This is a genomic window from Paenibacillus larvae subsp. larvae, assembly GCF_002003265.1.
Taxonomy (GTDB): domain Bacteria; phylum Bacillota; class Bacilli; order Paenibacillales; family NBRC-103111; genus Paenibacillus_H; species Paenibacillus_H larvae.
This window is the reverse complement of sequence record NZ_CP019687.1, coordinates 1,449,642-1,465,227: the sequence shown is the minus strand read 5'-3', so window position 1 is coordinate 1,465,227 and position 15,586 is coordinate 1,449,642. Positions and strand designations below refer to the sequence as shown.

Genomic DNA, 15,586 nt, shown 5'->3' with positions numbered 1-15,586 from the left:
TTAGCGTAATCGACAAGCTGCCTGCGTGCTTCATCCAATTCGTAATGTTTACGGCGCAGTTCATCATAGAGAGAATCCGTCTTTTTTTATTTGGGAGGTTGTACTTAGCTGATGAATCAGCATGAAGGTCAGCAAAAACAAAAAATTGACCGTAAGGATTACGGGTAAGGACTGATCCAGCGCGGCAATGTTAGCAATGGCCATATGCAAAAGAAATAAGGGCCTGCTTATTTCGGAAGGTTTTAATCCATACATGAAAAGACTGGTTATCATGCAAAAATAAACCCCCATAAGAATAAAACAGTATGGCCGAATAGACCATTTCGACTGATAAGTATAGAATCGCCAAGGAAAGTGGCTTAACATATCTATACAGGACAGCTATAGCGAGCAGTAAAAGTACTTGAAACGTGTACAGTTTCGGGTCTTTATAGTTTTCTATATTTATCACAGATTATGAGGGTCGGGCTGGTCAGTCTGGTGCTTATTCTGCTGTCCATGCTTGCATACCGGAGGGGGGTTATCATGAATAGTTGGCATATTGCTGTGCAGCTGCTGCTTACTACGTGGACCAAGACGGTACAGCCAGTTCCCAATTGCTTGTTAAAGAATTATCATTGAAACAGGGATTTGCTTTTAGGTAACAGTACCGTATCTCTTATTTTGGATGACCGCAAGCAAAAAACGATGGCCCGGATGTTTACAGCCCCGGTACGGTCTTCCGAGATTGCCTTGGGCAATTTTCTAGGAGGCTGGCTGGTAGGCACTTTGCAAATTGCACTTATATTAGTTATGACCATGTACGTCTTAAAGGTTGATTTGAACATCTCGTTCCTGGATCAGTTTATCGTAATGGAATGCTTTCTATTGACAGCACTAGGGCTTGCAAGCACCGTTGCCGGGCTAATCCGGAATATGAATAATGTGGGAGTCGCAAATATGCTGATTATTATTCCTAGCTTTATGCTGGGGGGTGTTTCTAGCCGGTGAGCATTATGCCGGACTTTATGCAAAAGGTAGCCAACTTCATCCCCCAATATTGGGCAATCGATGCCTTCACACGCTTATCTGAAGGCCAGAGACTCGGCGATGTTGGCCTAAACCTTGCTATTCTTGGTTTATTTGCTGTCATTCTGATTTCCTTCGGGTCTGTCATTTTAAAACCGGGGGATACAAGGGCGGCTTGATCCGGTATCTTTGAATACGGGTGTTTCCTCTTCTGAAAAGGAGGGAAGCATCCGCCTTTTTTAGCTTCAGGTTCAAAAAAATGGCAATATCCAAGTTGCTAATTCATATTATTCATAATAAGATAAAATAAACGAATAAGTTGTCTGAACATTCTGTAAAAGATGTAGATTCTTCATGGAGGCGAGGGCCGTGAGTAAAAATCATGAGGTGGAATACTGCAATTTGGAATTGCGATTTGACCGTCGGCTCATTCGCAATTTCATCAAAACTCTCATACAGGAAGGGTACTCTCTATATTGGAACGAAAATGATCACCAGTTCATTGTATCTATCCGGTCAGGTCGTAAACTTGTCAAGCTGAAGTTTGAGCGCATTGGCCAAAAATTTAAAATTGTCGGCAACTATTCGTTTAAAGATGAGAAGCTGGCCGAGATGATGGAGAAGTTGATTGAAGATACGAGGGGCCATGCTATTGTAAAAAGATTTAAGGATAGACAGATTCTTATAGAGAATATTATGTTTGGAGAGATCATCCGTACGGTGGAGATTTGCGGAATCGAACACAAGGTGCTGTATGAGAAAGAACCGTTCGTCACCGTCGAGGAAATGATACAGGCTTTTCGTTCCAGCCGGGCTGAGGAACGCATTCCCATGCTGAGGCTGGAACTCGACTATGAACTTGCCAGTCTTTTCGAAGCAATGCAAAACGGGGATGAGAAAGGTGCAGCCGCCAGCAAAGAAAAGCTTGAGCTGCTGCGGCAGGAAATGCTGCTGCTGGAGATGTAGATGAATATCAATAGCGTGCTTCTCCAAACAGGGGATAACGCAAATTTTCCCCAAATATCCAAAGAAAGCTCCGCTGTTTTGCAGCAGGAGCTTTTTTCATTTTACACTGTTTTAGGTATTAAATTGAAGCAGCGTTTATAAATCCAATTGTACGCTTTCTCATTTAAATCTCTTGGATTTCCGACCGTTTGCGGATCCTTCATGGCTTCTTTTGATAAGCGGTCAATCATGTCAGGAGAGACTCCCTGTTCTTCGAGGTTGGGAATTTCTAAGTCTTCGACAAGCTCATACATCCAGTTAACCGAATCTTTAGCGGCTTCTTCTACTGTCATACCGTTTGTGTCAATACCAAATGCTTTTGCAATCCGGGCAAATTTTTCAGGGTATCCTTTCCAGTTATACTCCATAACCGGTCCCATCATGGCGGCAACACACTGACCGTGGGCAACAGGAATGATTCCGCCCAACGTCTGGCTCATCGCATGGGCAGCGCCTGCAGATTCACTGCCGTAAGAAAGACCGGCAAGCATCGCAGCCTGAGCCATTCCATATCTCGCCTCCAAGTCTTGACCATCCGCAAAGGCCCGGCGGATATAATGCGCGCCGTATTCGATTGCCAAAAGTGCCACAGCGTCGGTTATCGGCTGGGCAAATTTCATTGTATAACACTCGATTGCGTGAGCCAGAGCATCAACTCCTGTCATAGCGGTTACATGGGGGGGCATGGATATATGTAATTCAGGATCAATGATCGTCAAATGGGCAGCAATCAGAGGGCCGCCAGTATTAAATTTATACTTGCGCTCTTCGTCCGTGATGACTGCCCATTGTGTAACCTCCGAGCCGGTACCGGCTGTCGTTGGAATTGTAACTAATGGGGGAATTCGGTTCACAAGCGGCTTCTTACCTTCTGCCGCTTCGTAATCAAGTACTGACCCCTCATGAACCACTTCTACTCCGATAGCTTTTGCCGTATCCATGGAGCTTCCTCCTCCAACTGCCACAAGGCCATTACAGCCTTCTTCAGCATAGAGTTTAGAACCTTCTGCGACTAAACGTACAGGGGGATTAGGTTCCACTTTTTGAAAGAGGATAACTTGAATGCCGGCTTTTTGCAGTGATTCGACAACAGGATTTACCACACCTGCGTTGTAAATCCCGGGGTCTGTGACAAGAAGCACTTTTGTTATTCCAAGCGTTTTTGCTTCATTGCCAACATAGTGCACGGCTCCTATTCCATGCTTAATGACAGTAGGGATTTCAAATGTATGCAATTTGGTCATCGTCTCCACTTTCATATTTAGTGTCATGAAGATATCCTCCTTATATTTAAGGTTTAAACCAATTCACAGCTTCAGGCTTTGTATTTCGGTAAATATGTTTGACTTCCGTATATTCCTCAAGGCCAATTCGACCTAACTCACGGCCAATGCCGGATTGCTTGTATCCTCCCCAGGGGGCCTGTGCGAAGTATGGATGAAAATCATTAATCCAAACGGTGCCAAGTCTCAATTTGGCTGCGACCCGTTCAGCTTTGTCTATATGCCGGGACCATACTGCTCCGGCTAAGCCATAGATCGAATCGTTGGCTAGGGCTGCAGCTTCTTCCTCTGAACGGAATTTTTCCACAGTTATGACAGGTCCGAATATTTCTTCCTGTACAATTCTCATATCCGATGTACATCTGGAGAAAATGGTAGGGAGGTAAAAAAATCCGTTTTGCAAATCCGGATCTTCAGGCCGCTTTCCTCCAATTTCCAGTTTAGCCCCTTCTTGAATACCGACTTCCACATACTTTTCTACTTTTTCCCGGTGTTCTGCAGAAATTAGCGGACCGCTTTGAGTATCCTCGTGGAATCCGTTGCCCAGCTTGATTTTCTTAGTACGATTTATAAGTTCAGCCAGAAATTGATCATGTATGGATTCCTCAAGAAGTAGGCGTGAGCCTGCAGAGCAAACCTGCCCCGCATGGAAGAAGACGGCATTTAACGCTTGATCGACCGCAACTTCCAGGTCGGCGTCTTGAAAAACAATATTGGGGTTTTTTCCGCCAAGCTCCAGGGAGATTTTTTTTACATTTTCACTTGCCGCTTTCATGATTTGCTTCCCTGTTTCTATCCCGCCGGTGAAAGAAATGAAATCGACGTTCTTATTTCTTGCTAATTCGTCTCCAACAGTTGAACCAGGTCCAAGTACAAGGTTTGCGACTCCTGCCGGTATTCCCGCTTCTTCCATAAGCTCGAATAACTTGATGGTTGTGAGCGGAGTGATTTCACTTGGCTTTACAACAATTGTATTTCCGGCAGCCAAGGCGGGGGCAATTTTCCAGCTCGCCTGCAGTAGCGGATAGTTCCAGGGTGTAATTTGTCCGCATACGCCAATCGGTTCCCTGACCAGAATACTTTTTGAGTTTGGAATCGGTGAGGAAAGAACCTCGCCTCCATCTTTGTCTGCAAGACCGGCATAATACTGGAATACATTCGCGATATCATCCATATCAGCCTTACTTTCTGCAAGTGTTTTACCCGTATTCAGCGATTCCAGTTTGGCTAGCTCATTATGGTCCCGCCTAATCAATTCAGCGATTCTCAATACCAGTTTACCTCGGTCAAGTCCGGACATAGAAGACCACTTGCCATCCTCAAATGCCCGCCTTGCAGCTGCAATGGCCGCAAGAGCGTCTTCCCGGTCCCCTTCACAAATGCTTTGGATGATTTCTTGATTGAAGGGGTTGATAATGGAACGGGTTCGGCCATGCTTAGCATTCTTCCACTTTCCATCAATGAAAAGTGTTGGTTTCATTTAAAAACAACCTCCTCACTCAATGTAAAGATTGTTAAATAAAAATTTAATGTTTAGAATAAAATTAACATGACTTTTGCAGTGTGTCAAAGAGAAAACATGCCTTCACATCCATCTTATAAATCAGATTGCCATTTCTTGAACATTTATTTTTGACATTTTTCATTCTTCCATTAAGATTAAAATAAAAACATAAATCAATTTTATAATGTAGATTTCCATCCGAAAGTTGAGTCCGTATAATTGTGTAAAAAGCTAGGTTCCAAAAAATGAAAGGAGCCATATTCATAGCCCTCAGTTAGAATAATGTTGGGACACAAAATTCTAAATATACGAGGTGTTATGAAATGGCTCAATACCAGATTAACGTAGATTCGCAGCTTTTGCATCAACTATTTTTGGGAAATTCTCAGGATGCGGGTGTAGCCAAGCTGCTCGAGTCTGTACTGAACCAAGTCTTACAAGCACAGGTGAGTGAACAAGTGGAAGCAGATCGTTATGAACGAACAGAGAATCGAAAAGCGTACCGGAATGGATCGTATCCACATGGGCTGCATACGCGGGTGGGAACCATTACACTAAGTGTTCCGCGCATCCGTGGCGGGAAGTTCACGACAGAGCTCTTTAGTCGTTACCAGAGAAGTGAACAAGCGTTAATCTTAGCGATGATGGAAATGGTCGTAAACGGCGTCTCTACGCGTAAAGTCTCGCAAGTAACCGAAGAACTCTGCGGAACCGAGTTTTCTAAATCCACTGTTTCAGACCTTTGTAAGCGGCTGGATCCCATCGTAACTGCTTGGAATAATCGAAGCCTGGCAGACAGCCTCTTTCCGTTTGTTCTCGTAGATGCGATGTATCTCAAGGTCCGTGAAGACGGTCGTGTACGCTCACGAGGCATCATGATTGCCATTGGTGTAAACACCGAGGGCTATCGTGAAGTCCTTGGCCTGATGCTGGGTGACACAGAATCTGAAGCAAGCTGGAGTGAGTTTTTCAGCTCTCTAAAAGGACGTGGATTACGAGGTGTGGATCTCATTACCTCCGACGATCATGGCGGCCTTGTACGCGCGGTACGGCAGCAGCTGCAAGGGGTAACATGGCAGCGATGCCAGACTCACTTCACGCGAAATGTATTAGAAGCCTCACCCAAAGCCTTGAAGGATGAGATCCATGGCCGTCTACGGTCGATTCTAGATGCTCCTGATACTGGAACGGCAAGGTTTTTATTAAAACAGACCTTAGCGGCTTATGAAGATAAGGCGGGTAAGGCGATGGGCGTGCTGGAAAGCGGATTTGACGATGCTACCGCCGTCTTAATGCTGCCAGAGCGTTACCGAAAACGGCTGCGCACGACAAATAGCGTTGAGCGTCTCAACGAAGAGGTTAGACGCCGGGAACGTGTCATTCGCATCTTCCCAAACCGTGAATCCGTGATTCGTCTTATTGGTGCTCTATTGATGGAACAGGATGAAAAATGGGCAGCCGGCAAGAAATATCTCGACATGACCGAGTACATGGAATGGCGGAAGGATCGGCCAAAGTCCGATGCCAAAGTGACTCGCATTATGTAGCACAGTCTAGCTGAGGGAATTTACACACAAATTTGGACTTGATCTTTGATTGCTGAAGCAGGTATAGAAATAAATACAAAATATAATTTCTCTAAAACAGGGAGTGATACACATAGTGAAACTGTAACATATTCAATTCCTCAGCAGAAGATTAAAGTCCCAGGGAACACTACTGCAGTGGTTTCTGTACATTTAAAGACTGTGGAGACTACCGGTAAAGTTGATCTAGCTACCAGATATAGCGGCGATATGGTCTTTGAGGGTGCGAGAATAGGGGTTAAATGGGATATGGAGAGGATTCCATTAAATACATGGACGTACTATGTAAAAAAGAATATTCCAGGTTTGAACAAATATTTAGCTCTTGAAGATAACACTAAAAATATTTTATTAAAAGGGGAAGGTTCATACAAAGTAAAATATGGTACAATAGCTGAGGTGAATGTAGAATTTGTTAGTCATAATGGAAAATTAATGGATAATGGCTATACTTTCGAAGTAGTTCCGGAGATCGTAAAAAAATAAGAGCAAGTACTAAAACAATTTATTGTTTTATAAAAAATGAGGGTTTACTTTCTTTTGCCAGGCTGTCGATACTTTTTCGGCAGCCTAAAAACTGTCTTTATGTCAGGTTATTTTTTTATGGCTCTCTTTTGTGCTAGCTACTGCAATACTTGTTCAAATTGTTGGTTGTGATTTTCGCGTTTTTTTAGTGAAATGGTTGTAGGCAAGATTGTCAAAAAAATTAAAAAAACTCTTGACAAAAGCTCTTTGCAACCATCTCACCCAAAAACCCTTGTTTTTGCAACCAGACTTTAAGCGGTAATACAAATAAAGAGTACCCAGGATTAATTTCCCAGGTACTCTTTTGTTATTTTTTACTTGCTATATCTACTGGTAAGTTAAATAATTCGCAGGTTTCCAGAGTATCCTTCAAAAGTTCGAGGCATGCGCCCACTTGCGCCTCGTCGTGGGTATTTTCAAAAAACTCTATCCTATTTTTGATTTCTACAACCCGTCCGATAAGTGCACAGCTAATTACATTACCTGGGTGGGTGTAAATACTTCATATGGATCAATTTTCTCCATTCCTTATTCCTCCCCCTGAACTTCTTCCAGCAGTTCATCTATATCTTCTTTGTTTGTGACATACTCTCTGAGTTTTGTTAGAAAACTCAACATGCCGTCCCTAGTGATTTCTGTATATTGGACTGTCGCGCTGTCAGTAATTACGTGTAATACTACCTTGTTCATCTGATTTTCAATTTCGAGGTTTAGAAGCATTTCACATGTGTTCAAGATCTCCGCGATCTGCGCCACTGACTTTCCACGGCTTTGGTTCACTTTTAAAATGGTGTTCATTTATCTTGTCCCCCCTTAACCAGGTCATATGCTTTAACCAGATTTTTTACTCTTTGTACAATCACTACATCCGAATGGTCTGACCATAAAAGTAAACGCAAAATGATTACAAACATGTTTTCAGGTGAACCCTTACATTCCGACAGATGGTCGTAATAGTTACGTACCGATCCCAGGTAATCTCCCATTCCCTTATTCCCTCCATTTAAACCGGCTTATTTATTCCGAAGTGTCCGAACTAATCCGATTAAACTGAGAAGTAAAGCTAATAAGGCAACGATCCATGTAATTGTGTCCATGCATATTACCTCCATTTATTTTTTACCGCTATTGTGTTAAGATTGGGGTGGAGGGGAAAGCATCCCCTCCAGGGAACCTATTTACGTTTGCGTGGGTCGCGGCGTTTTTTGGTTCCTTTTTTCTTTTTCTCCCGGCGGTTAATGATAAGTGCTGTGTAAAGTTGTATTATAGCCGTCAGGAGAAGTACCCAATCTCTTGCTTCCAAACATTTTCACCTCCATTCTGTTTTTGACACTAAATTCGTGTCATCCACATTTATAATATACCATGACTCTATATTAGAGTCAATAGTTATTTGACACATTTTTCGCGTCGATATATATTTGAATTAGAGGTGGTTATATGAAAGAGATACATTCAAATCTAAAGAGTATTGCAGATAAAAATGGAAGATCAATAAGGCAAATAGCGAAGGATATTGATTATCGTTTTGAGTCTATAAGACAGCTATATAATAATGAGTCAAAGCATTATCCGAAAGAACTATTAACAAAGCTATGTAATTACTTCAACTGTGAAATTGGGGAGCTTTTGGTTTTAAAAGAAGATGACGAATAACCTGTCTATGGGGCAGGTTATTTTTGTGCAAAATAAAAAGCCCCGAAGGGCTGGGCTGCGGACAATTTTAATAAAAGGTAATATGTAGTACAATGGTACAAGCAATAGTGGCTTACGTGGGCGGTCGGCATCACCTCGGAAAGGAGGTGATGCTATGGAGACGTTTCAGGCTCTTCAATTAATGTTCTTATTTGGAATGTTTATTCTAGCGCTTTTAACGTTTATCCAGAAAATGAAATAGATCGCCCACGCTAAGGAAACGATCTATTTCGTTTGTAAACCTTATTAAGCCGACCGCCTAGTAGCGCGGCTATTGCCAGACCGTGGACGATACCAGCGTCTGCGGTCTTTTTTAGTGTATGTCTAATACCATTATTTTAACACATGTTTATTTTATTTAACAAGTTTATGTGTTTTGTGCAAAATAAAAAGCCCCGAAGGGCTTTACTGTCTACTACTTATTATGTTTGTTCAATTGGTGTTTTAAAAGCAGACCTTAATTTCTCGTAGTTTTTATTTTCGTCTTTCGCATTAGGGAAAAGTTCCATTCCCATTTTATCACCGATAAACACAACAATCCTTTCACTATCAATGCCATCAGAATTTTTCCCTTTCACAAGAACTGCGGTTCCTTTCTTTTCAGAATCCTCAAGATCAATCGATTCCAGAACCTCAGGATCTTTCAAAATTCTTTCTTTCTGATTATTAACTTTCAAAGCTAGTAAAAATAATGGTTTGCTTTCAGGAAGACAGTTTTCTTCTACGAATTTGTTTTTAGCTTCTTTGTCAGTACCGTTATTAAATATGTTTATGTAGTCAAGAACAAGCTGTTCTTTAGCGTTTAATGTCTTTCCATTACAAGCGGACAATACCCCCACCAATAAAATAACTATGAGTATACTTAAAAACTTCCTCACCACTTCATCTCCTTTTTAATGATCCAAATATAACCAAGATCTAGTTTACATCTTAAAGAGGGTACAAGTAATAAAAAATTACAAATTTGGGAGTGTATTCAGCTTTCCGGCGAAATTTTTTAAGTATTGGTCAATATAGAACCTAGCCTAAAAATAAAAAGCGATTTACGATACAGAGACTTGCGGGTATAATTATAAATAAAACGGTTACATGTTAGGAAGGTGTGGGTTTGGCCTCTTTGGTTTATCTAGTGATAGGGATATTTGATGCTTTAGCAATGCTAGTTCTAATTTTAAAGTTGTATAGGATTCCTATTATGAGATACGGCTTTAAGATACTTGTGTTCGCTTTTTTCATATCTATCTTCTCTTACTTCATGCGGGTTGTATTTGGAGTTGCCCAATTTGATTTACCGTTACAATATGTACTTTTTGTTTTATTTTTGAGGTATTCAATTCAGATTAAGATCCACTACTCTGCTTTTATTGCAGGAACCGGGATAACGGCATATACCAGCTTGCAACTTGTGATCTATTATATATATACCCATATAGGAATGATTGATATATCAGTCCTTTATCAGAATTCCGGGATGGCAGTACTTATGATTCAATTAACTTCAATTTTAACTACTTACTTGATTTCTTATATTTTAAAGCTATTTAATTTAGGATTTTCTATTGTTATTATGCCGCCTCATGAATTCTCAATAAGAGAAGACTATCTTTCGGAAGAAAATCGGCAGCTACTTATAAGTGTTATTGTTTCAATATTCACAATATCATTAACTGTTTTTTTGTTATATAGAGCAAAGGCATTAACGCTGATTATAGTAGCGGTAGCAAGTTTTTGTATATCTTATTACTTTTCTTATAGAAGGGAGAGGTGGGATGATAGAAAGTATATCCAGGAGTATATCAAGAAAGATAAAGCAGAGTGACCCAGAAGGTAACGTAAGCGTTGAGGTTATGGAGTATGCAATAGGAGTTAAATTGAATTTGTTCCTTACAATTCTGTTGACTTCATTGTTGGGTTTGATGACGAACGAGCTTTATAATTCTTTATTAGCTCTGACGTCATTCGCTATACTGAGAAGGTTTTCTGGCGGCTTACATATGAAATCTTTGACAATGTGCGCTGTTGCTTCTTCTTTGCTTTTTATAATGATTGCACATATTCATATAAATAACATGGCGATTATAATATTAACCGCTATAAATACTGTAATATTCTTGCTGTTTTCTCCAAACACAATTGAAGAAGTAAATCCTTCAAAGTTGGACCCATACTTGAAACTAATTTCTACACTTATAGTTTTATCTAGTCTAATTTTGATGTCATCGACGGTTACCCTTGCTTTTGTAGCACAAGGGATATTGATTTTACCATTTCATAAAGGGGGTGAACATTAATGAAACAATTACTATATAAGTTGAACGAAAGAAAATAGCAATCAAAGTCGCACGCACAGCCGGTCAATAATGGCATGAGGATGCTTCATGATTTCATCCATAAATTGCCCGACACGCAGACGGATTTCGGAAACGGCCGAATAGAATACGTTATTGATCACACTGGACTTGAGCCATTTCCAGAGTCCTTCTACGATATTTAACTGAGGGCTGTATGGAGGCAAGTACACAAGCTCAAGCCGATTTTTTTGCGCTTCCAGAAACGGCCGAAGCAGCTTTGCATGATGAATCCGGGCATTGTCCAAAACCAGAGCCAGTTTCCCTGTTGGATAAGTCGCCATGACCTTTTGAAGAAAGGAAAGAAACGTTTCAGCGGTGTACTGTTCATCTTCTTGCCAAACGATGTGTCCCGTTTCATAGTCAACCGTGGCCAGCAGTTTGACCCCACGATGCTTGCCCGTGGTTGGAATGATGCGTTGCTTCCCGCGAAGGAACCAGGTCTTCTGAATCGCCTGGTAGTCCCGGATCATCGACTCATCCTCGAACAGCAAGTGATCAATCTCCTCGTTCAGTAGCTTTTTTTCAGTTCAGGAAAGGTCGTTTCGGTGAAATGGCGTTGTTTCTTGGGATCTGCTGCTGCGAGCGTGTAGGTCGGTTTCGTATAGCTGAGCCCTAGCCGCTCCATGACCTTGGAAATGCCTCGGAGCGAATAGCAATGGCCCCAGTCGCGTTCCACGTACGTGGCAATCAGTTCAAGCGTCCAGTTGTGCTTTGCCGTAAAGCCGACCTCATGGGGAACCGAATAGGCGACGGTTTGTTTCAAGCGATCCTGCTGCTGCTTCGTCAACCGAGTAGGAGCACCTGAGGAATGCTTGATTTGCAAGGCTCCCAGTCCACCGTTCTCGTACGTATGAATGTAACTGCTCACCGTCATTCGGTTTCGATTCAAAATGTCAGCGATCGCCTTCATGGATGTGCCTTTCAAATGCAAATAGATCGCTTGGTAGCGTTCATACATTCGGCGCTCTTTGGTTTGTTGCATGGCTGCCGTTACTTTTGCCAGTTCGGTATGTTTATCCATTGTCATCCCCACTTGTCTATTCTTGATCTGTTTCTTATTCGACAAATGGTTCCTTTTTCCTTGCCAAGGTTTGCTAAGAATATTGATTCAACTTATATAGCAAGAAAAATCTCTAAATATCTCGAGTCCAGCGCTAAGAAATTATCAGTAAGTAGGAAATCCGTTATTGGTGCCAAACCATTACCAGAGCAACTAAAAGAAGAGAAGTAATTATCATGAAAGAAAATTATGAAATCTTTGGAGTGAAAGTTGTAGGTGAAAAAGAGTATGGGGAGCATGAATTTTTTTCTATTGAAGATATCTATTTCATAGACATTTGGTCTCCCAAGAAGAACTACCATGTTCCTCGTATTCATACAAAAGACGGGACTTATACTGTTCCGTTAACATTGGAAGCGTTTAAGAAAGGTTTTTCTTGTTTTTCTCATTTTGTTCAATTGGATAATGGCAATTTGGTAAATATAAAACAAATAGAGCGAGTGGTTGAGACAGCATACGCTACTACAGTTCATTTCAAGAATTGCAAGGAGAGCGCGAATGTTTCAAGGAATAAGAAGCACATAATCACTCATATACTTGATCGCGATAGGAGACCTAAATAAGGGTCTTCTTTTTTTTAGTCATACAATAAAATCTCCCAAATGTCAAGAAAAATCGATACTAGTATCGATTTTTGTTCTTTGTTCGACATGTATCGACAAAATCCTAATTTTGGATGAGTTATAGTTATTTTGTAAGTAATTTTCCGAAAGAGGTGAATGAAACAAAACTATCTATGTTTTGTTTGTTAAACGTATTACATCATACAACTTGGGGAGTTGATTAACTTGATGGATAAATGGTTAGAACCGGCTATTGAAAACAGAGTGGAATATGTGGTTAGTACATACGAAAAAGAATTCGAAGAGGAATATGAAAAGTTTTTAAAAATTATTATTAATTTAAAGGCTCAGACCAATGAGGGTGACCGGTATTTATTAGTTGAGCTAGAGGACCTATATATTAAACAAAGTATGTTGGCTTGTTCTTTTGCATATAAGTTTGGTTTAGATGATGGAATGGAACTGATGAGATGAAATGATTAAGCAAAAAGAACCTCGTTTATTCTCTCTAACTGAGGTTCTTTTTTTGTTTCGATTGGTTTGTTATAAAAATTATATGCATTTTGTAACTTACGATTCATTATCAACAGGACACGCGAACTCAGGCAGGGACATGCTGAGCAGATTGGAGACGATGGTACTGAGCGGAGCTTCTCTTCCAATTGAGGTTATCCGCAAGCAGATCTGTTCTGCTCTTGATATTCTGATCCACTTGTCCAGATTAAGGGATGGCTCTAGAAGAGTTACCGAGGTCAATGAAATAGCTGGTATGCGCAACGGAGAAATTGAGATGAATCCTTTATTTCGTTTTGAAGAGAAGGGGGAAACAGAGGATGGGCGGGTTGTAGGGAATCTTGTTTCCACCGGCTGCAAGTTTATTTAAACGGAAAAGCTGAAGGCTGCCGGACTCAAGCTTCCAGCTTGCATGATGGGGAAAGGAGGGGAATGAATAAACATGAATACCATCCTGCTGGCTCTTGGAATAGGGGGGATGATCTTTGTGGCCTCGCTAATCGCCGAAAATAAACGTAAACAAATTGGAAAAGAACGGGCTGTCCCTGCTAAACCTTATTATCACGGACAGCTAGGGGAAAAATCAGAAAAGAAGCCAAAAGACGTCTTTTCTGGTCTCACTGACTATAATCATTATGCAATGAGCTCAAAACAAAAGATTCTTACTATTTTGGTAGCAGGAACGATACTGGGCATTGTGGGTTTTATCTTTTATAACCAAATCATCATGGCCTTTTTATTTGCTGCCGGGGATGCTTGACACCCAAGTACCGTAACATCACATTAATGAGAAGACGCAAAGAGGAAATGAACCAGCAATTTAAACAGGCCCTTCAATGTTTGTCCACCTCGCTGAGCGCAGGGAAATCCGTTGAGAATGCATTTCGAGACACATTACAGGATTTGGAGCTCCTTTATCCTGATCCATCTGCCATGATTGTTCAGGAATTCGGGGTTATGGTAAGAAGGCTTGATAACGGAGAGCCGATTGAAGCATGCATTCTTGGATTTGCAGAACGGGCAGGACTGGAGGATATTACGAATTTTGCGGATGTATTTATCACATGCAAACGCACGGGAGGAAATCTGATTGAGGTTATCCGCAGAACTTCGCATTTAATAAGTGAAAAACTTCAAATTGTTCAGGAAATCTCTGTAATGGTAGCACAAAAAAAATTTGAATCCAAAATTATGCTGACCGCACCAGTCGCCATTATAGGGATTTTATGTTTTAGCTCGCCGGATTATATGAAGCCTTTATACGAGGGCGCTGGCCGTCTTATTATGACGATTGGGCTGACTGTACTGTTCCTTTGCTTATGGATTACGAAAAAAATCATGGATATCAAGGTATAAGAGCATGTGGATTCTGATGGTTTGTTTCATTGGTTTGGGTATCGGCTTTATCTCTTTTCATTCATACGGAAAACCGAGATTTACGGAGCTGGAGCGGGAATTGGCCTATCCCTTAGATGCAGATTAACTGCCCCCGCATTTTTAATTATTGTTGAGAAAGGAAAGCTATTAGACAGATTTTCCTATTTACATGTCCGTTTGATGCAGTTGATATCCGGTGTATACGGTCCCAGACAGCAGGCTATCCGAACCAAATATTATGCGGTAGAAATGCTGTCTCTCTCATTTATTGTATTGGCGGGATTTATCTTACTTGGATTAGTTTCGGGAGAAGGACCTGTGCTAGTTATATTCGGTTTGGCGGGAGCAGGAATCACCCCTGCCCTTCTCTTTCGTACTCTTGATCAAAAACTGAAGAAAAAGAAACACTCCATTCTGATTGAGCTTCCGGAATTTCTAAACAAGATCATTCTGCTTGTGGATGCGGGTGAGACAGTTCAAGCTTCTTTTATTCGTTGTATTGATGACCGGGCAGAGAAACCATTAAGTCCGCTGCAGGCAGAGCTTATAAAATGCAAGCGGGAATTACTGATGAATGTTTCTCTAAATAAATCATTAGGGGAATTAACCAGAAGATGCTCAATGCAGGAAATCTCCATGTTCACGACTACAGTTTTGCTGAACTATAAACGAGGCGGTCACGATTTAACAGTTGCATTAAGAAATTTGTCCAAGGATTTATGGGAAAGGAGAAAAGCTGTATCCCGCATTCTGGGGGAGGAAGCTTCTTCTAAGCTGGTGTTCCCCATGGCACTTATTTTTTTGATCGTTATTGTGATTGTCGCTGCCCCTGCCATGATGATGATGGGATGAGAAAAGAATAATTGGAAAGGATGAAGCAAATGACAAAGTGGAAACCGGCATGGAAAAAATTCTGGAAGGATGAATCGGGAATAGGTACCCTGGAAATCATTCTGATCGTAGCGGTTTTGATCCTTATTGCCTTCCTGTTTCGGGGTTGGATCATAAGTTGGGTAAACAAGCTGCTTGGTAATGCGAATGACCGCTTGAATGATTCCCCCACTTCACCCTGCACGCCGTCCGCCCATCAGAAATGTTAGTTCTATATAAAAAAAG

General features: G+C 41.2%; 23 protein-coding genes and 1 pseudogene. 16 read left to right on the top strand and 8 right to left on the bottom strand.

Features of this window, described 5'->3' with window-relative positions:
• Positions 1–63: 63 nt before the first annotated feature.
• Complete coding sequence (locus BXP28_RS07565; protein ID WP_036654735.1) at positions 64–273, bottom strand: hypothetical protein; 210 nt, start codon at positions 271–273, stop codon at positions 64–66.
• Positions 274–630: 357 nt separating this feature from the next.
• On the opposite strand from BXP28_RS07565, the gene BXP28_RS07560 reads away from it, so the two are divergent.
• The 3 genes from BXP28_RS07560 to BXP28_RS07550 all read left to right on the top strand — a co-directional run bounded on the left by BXP28_RS07560 (position 631) and on the right by BXP28_RS07550 (position 1,974).
• The gene (locus BXP28_RS07560; protein WP_077584998.1) at positions 631–990 is read left to right on the top strand and encodes an ABC transporter permease; all 360 of its coding nucleotides are present in this window, start codon (positions 631–633) and stop codon (positions 988–990) included.
• Positions 991–995: 5 nt separating this feature from the next.
• Entirely contained in the window at positions 996–1,187 is a 192-nt protein-coding gene (locus BXP28_RS07555; protein WP_024093472.1) for an ABC transporter permease, read from the top strand.
• Between the two features lie 190 nt (positions 1,188–1,377).
• Entirely contained in the window at positions 1,378–1,974 is a 597-nt protein-coding gene (locus BXP28_RS07550; protein ID WP_024093473.1) for a YkzI domain-containing protein, read from the top strand.
• A gap of 101 nt (positions 1,975–2,075) precedes the next feature.
• Here the strand turns inward: BXP28_RS07550 and gbsB are convergent, their stop codons facing one another.
• Positions 2,076–3,284: a choline dehydrogenase gene (gbsB, locus tag BXP28_RS07545; RefSeq protein ID WP_036654732.1), complete on the bottom strand. Its 1,209-nt coding sequence runs from the start codon at positions 3,282–3,284 to the stop codon at positions 2,076–2,078.
• A gap of 19 nt (positions 3,285–3,303) precedes the next feature.
• Positions 3,304–4,776 carry a betaine-aldehyde dehydrogenase gene (gene betB / locus BXP28_RS07540; RefSeq protein WP_023483604.1) on the bottom strand — a complete coding sequence of 491 codons (1,473 nt, stop codon included), beginning with the start codon at positions 4,774–4,776 and terminating at the stop codon, positions 3,304–3,306.
• Positions 4,777–5,123: 347 nt separating this feature from the next.
• Here betB and BXP28_RS07535 point away from each other — a divergent pair, with 347 nt between their 5' ends.
• Together BXP28_RS07535 and BXP28_RS07530 are read left to right on the top strand one after the other, a co-directional pair.
• Positions 5,124–6,347, top strand: a complete 1,224-nt coding sequence (locus BXP28_RS07535) for an IS256 family transposase (protein ID WP_023483236.1) — start codon at positions 5,124–5,126, stop codon at positions 6,345–6,347.
• A 45-nt stretch (positions 6,348–6,392) separates the two neighbouring features.
• A complete protein-coding gene (locus tag BXP28_RS07530) occupies positions 6,393–6,872 on the top strand; it encodes an ETX/MTX2 family pore-forming toxin (protein WP_036654730.1) in 480 nt (159 codons plus the stop codon).
• A 567-nt stretch (positions 6,873–7,439) separates the two neighbouring features.
• Here BXP28_RS07530 and BXP28_RS07525 read toward each other — a convergent pair.
• From BXP28_RS07525 to BXP28_RS24100, 3 genes are all read right to left on the bottom strand, one after another.
• Entirely contained in the window at positions 7,440–7,709 is a 270-nt protein-coding gene (locus BXP28_RS07525; protein WP_036654728.1) for a hypothetical protein, read from the bottom strand.
• Positions 7,706–7,897 carry a hypothetical protein gene (locus BXP28_RS07520; RefSeq protein WP_024094464.1) on the bottom strand — a complete coding sequence of 64 codons (192 nt, stop codon included), beginning with the start codon at positions 7,895–7,897 and terminating at the stop codon, positions 7,706–7,708. Before BXP28_RS07520 ends, BXP28_RS07525 begins: the two co-directional genes overlap by 4 nt.
• A gap of 188 nt (positions 7,898–8,085) precedes the next feature.
• Complete coding sequence (locus tag BXP28_RS24100; RefSeq protein ID WP_257125673.1) at positions 8,086–8,214, bottom strand: hypothetical protein; 129 nt, start codon at positions 8,212–8,214, stop codon at positions 8,086–8,088.
• Between the two features lie 137 nt (positions 8,215–8,351).
• Here BXP28_RS24100 and BXP28_RS07515 point away from each other — a divergent pair, with 137 nt between their 5' ends.
• Positions 8,352–8,567, top strand: coding sequence for a helix-turn-helix domain-containing protein (locus BXP28_RS07515; RefSeq protein WP_036654725.1), 216 nt, complete (start codon positions 8,352–8,354; stop codon positions 8,565–8,567).
• Between the two features lie 154 nt (positions 8,568–8,721).
• Entirely contained in the window at positions 8,722–8,808 is an 87-nt protein-coding gene (locus BXP28_RS07510) for a putative holin-like toxin (RefSeq protein WP_077584997.1), read from the top strand.
• A 220-nt stretch (positions 8,809–9,028) separates the two neighbouring features.
• On the opposite strand, the gene BXP28_RS07505 is transcribed toward BXP28_RS07510, so the two are convergent.
• Complete coding sequence (locus BXP28_RS07505; protein ID WP_036654721.1) at positions 9,029–9,484, bottom strand: hypothetical protein; 456 nt, start codon at positions 9,482–9,484, stop codon at positions 9,029–9,031.
• Positions 9,485–10,089: 605 nt separating this feature from the next.
• Here BXP28_RS07505 and BXP28_RS23230 point away from each other — a divergent pair.
• Both BXP28_RS23230 and BXP28_RS07495 read left to right on the top strand, forming a co-directional pair.
• Positions 10,090–10,425: a hypothetical protein gene (locus tag BXP28_RS23230; protein ID WP_144029498.1), complete on the top strand. Its 336-nt coding sequence runs from the start codon at positions 10,090–10,092 to the stop codon at positions 10,423–10,425.
• Entirely contained in the window at positions 10,376–10,897 is a 522-nt protein-coding gene (locus BXP28_RS07495) for an accessory gene regulator B family protein (protein WP_036654716.1), read from the top strand. The genes BXP28_RS23230 and BXP28_RS07495 overlap by 50 nt, the downstream gene beginning before the upstream one ends.
• Before the next feature lie 41 nt (positions 10,898–10,938).
• Here the strand turns inward: BXP28_RS07495 and BXP28_RS07490 are convergent.
• Positions 10,939–11,984, bottom strand: a protein-coding gene (locus BXP28_RS07490) for an IS630 family transposase (RefSeq protein WP_096761125.1) whose coding sequence is annotated in 2 segments (ribosomal slippage) — positions 10,939–11,478 and positions 11,481–11,984 — 1,044 coding nt in all. Because the reading frame shifts where the segments join, the coding sequence is not laid out codon by codon here.
• Positions 11,985–12,193: 209 nt separating this feature from the next.
• Here BXP28_RS07490 and BXP28_RS07485 point away from each other — a divergent pair.
• From BXP28_RS07485 to BXP28_RS07455, 7 genes and pseudogenes are all read left to right on the top strand, one after another.
• Positions 12,194–12,580, top strand: a complete 387-nt coding sequence (locus BXP28_RS07485; RefSeq protein ID WP_023483042.1) for a LytTR family transcriptional regulator DNA-binding domain-containing protein — start codon at positions 12,194–12,196, stop codon at positions 12,578–12,580.
• A gap of 225 nt (positions 12,581–12,805) precedes the next feature.
• Positions 12,806–13,054 (top strand): hypothetical protein, encoded by a 249-nt coding sequence (locus BXP28_RS07480; RefSeq protein ID WP_152532816.1) that lies wholly within the window; start codon positions 12,806–12,808, stop codon positions 13,052–13,054.
• Between the two features lie 103 nt (positions 13,055–13,157).
• Positions 13,158–13,463, top strand: a pseudogene (locus tag BXP28_RS07475) (CpaF family protein); the annotation flags it as partial.
• A 72-nt stretch (positions 13,464–13,535) separates the two neighbouring features.
• Positions 13,536–13,853, top strand: coding sequence for a hypothetical protein (locus tag BXP28_RS24095; RefSeq protein ID WP_077584996.1), 318 nt, complete (start codon positions 13,536–13,538; stop codon positions 13,851–13,853).
• Positions 13,850–14,449 (top strand): type II secretion system F family protein, encoded by a 600-nt coding sequence (locus BXP28_RS22600; protein WP_257125672.1) that lies wholly within the window; start codon positions 13,850–13,852, stop codon positions 14,447–14,449. The genes BXP28_RS24095 and BXP28_RS22600 overlap by 4 nt, the downstream gene beginning before the upstream one ends.
• A 21-nt stretch (positions 14,450–14,470) precedes the next feature.
• On the top strand, positions 14,471–15,322 hold the full coding sequence (locus BXP28_RS07460) for a type II secretion system F family protein (RefSeq protein WP_144029676.1): 852 nt from the start codon (positions 14,471–14,473) through the stop codon (positions 15,320–15,322).
• A 29-nt stretch (positions 15,323–15,351) separates the two neighbouring features.
• The gene (locus BXP28_RS07455; protein ID WP_036654710.1) at positions 15,352–15,570 is read left to right on the top strand and encodes a Flp1 family type IVb pilin; all 219 of its coding nucleotides are present in this window, start codon (positions 15,352–15,354) and stop codon (positions 15,568–15,570) included.
• The last annotated feature ends 16 nt before the right edge of the window (positions 15,571–15,586 follow it).

Bases quoted from the DNA above. Each gene is read 5' to 3' on its own strand.
- BXP28_RS07565 (WP_036654735.1), bottom strand. From the start codon at position 273: ATGATAACCAGTCTTTTCATGTATGGATTAAAACCTTCCGAAATAAGC.
- BXP28_RS07555 (WP_024093472.1), top strand. From the start codon at position 996: ATGCCGGACTTTATGCAAAAGGTAGCCAACTTCATCCCCCAATATTGG.
- gbsB (WP_036654732.1), bottom strand. From the start codon at position 3,284: ATGACACTAAATATGAAAGTGGAGACGATGACCAAATTGCATACATTT.
- betB (WP_023483604.1), bottom strand. From the start codon at position 4,776: ATGAAACCAACACTTTTCATTGATGGAAAGTGGAAGAATGCTAAGCAT.
- BXP28_RS07535 (WP_023483236.1), top strand. From the start codon at position 5,124: ATGGCTCAATACCAGATTAACGTAGATTCGCAGCTTTTGCATCAACTA.
- BXP28_RS07525 (WP_036654728.1), bottom strand. From the start codon at position 7,709: ATGAACACCATTTTAAAAGTGAACCAAAGCCGTGGAAAGTCAGTGGCG.
- BXP28_RS07520 (WP_024094464.1), bottom strand. From the start codon at position 7,897: ATGGGAGATTACCTGGGATCGGTACGTAACTATTACGACCATCTGTCG.
- BXP28_RS07515 (WP_036654725.1), top strand. From the start codon at position 8,352: ATGAAAGAGATACATTCAAATCTAAAGAGTATTGCAGATAAAAATGGA.
- BXP28_RS07510 (WP_077584997.1), top strand. From the start codon at position 8,722: ATGGAGACGTTTCAGGCTCTTCAATTAATGTTCTTATTTGGAATGTTT.
- BXP28_RS23230 (WP_144029498.1), top strand. From the start codon at position 10,090: ATGATTCAATTAACTTCAATTTTAACTACTTACTTGATTTCTTATATT.
- BXP28_RS07495 (WP_036654716.1), top strand. From the start codon at position 10,376: ATGATAGAAAGTATATCCAGGAGTATATCAAGAAAGATAAAGCAGAGT.
- BXP28_RS07485 (WP_023483042.1), top strand. From the start codon at position 12,194: ATGAAAGAAAATTATGAAATCTTTGGAGTGAAAGTTGTAGGTGAAAAA.
- BXP28_RS24095 (WP_077584996.1), top strand. From the start codon at position 13,536: ATGAATACCATCCTGCTGGCTCTTGGAATAGGGGGGATGATCTTTGTG.
- BXP28_RS07455 (WP_036654710.1), top strand. From the start codon at position 15,352: ATGACAAAGTGGAAACCGGCATGGAAAAAATTCTGGAAGGATGAATCG.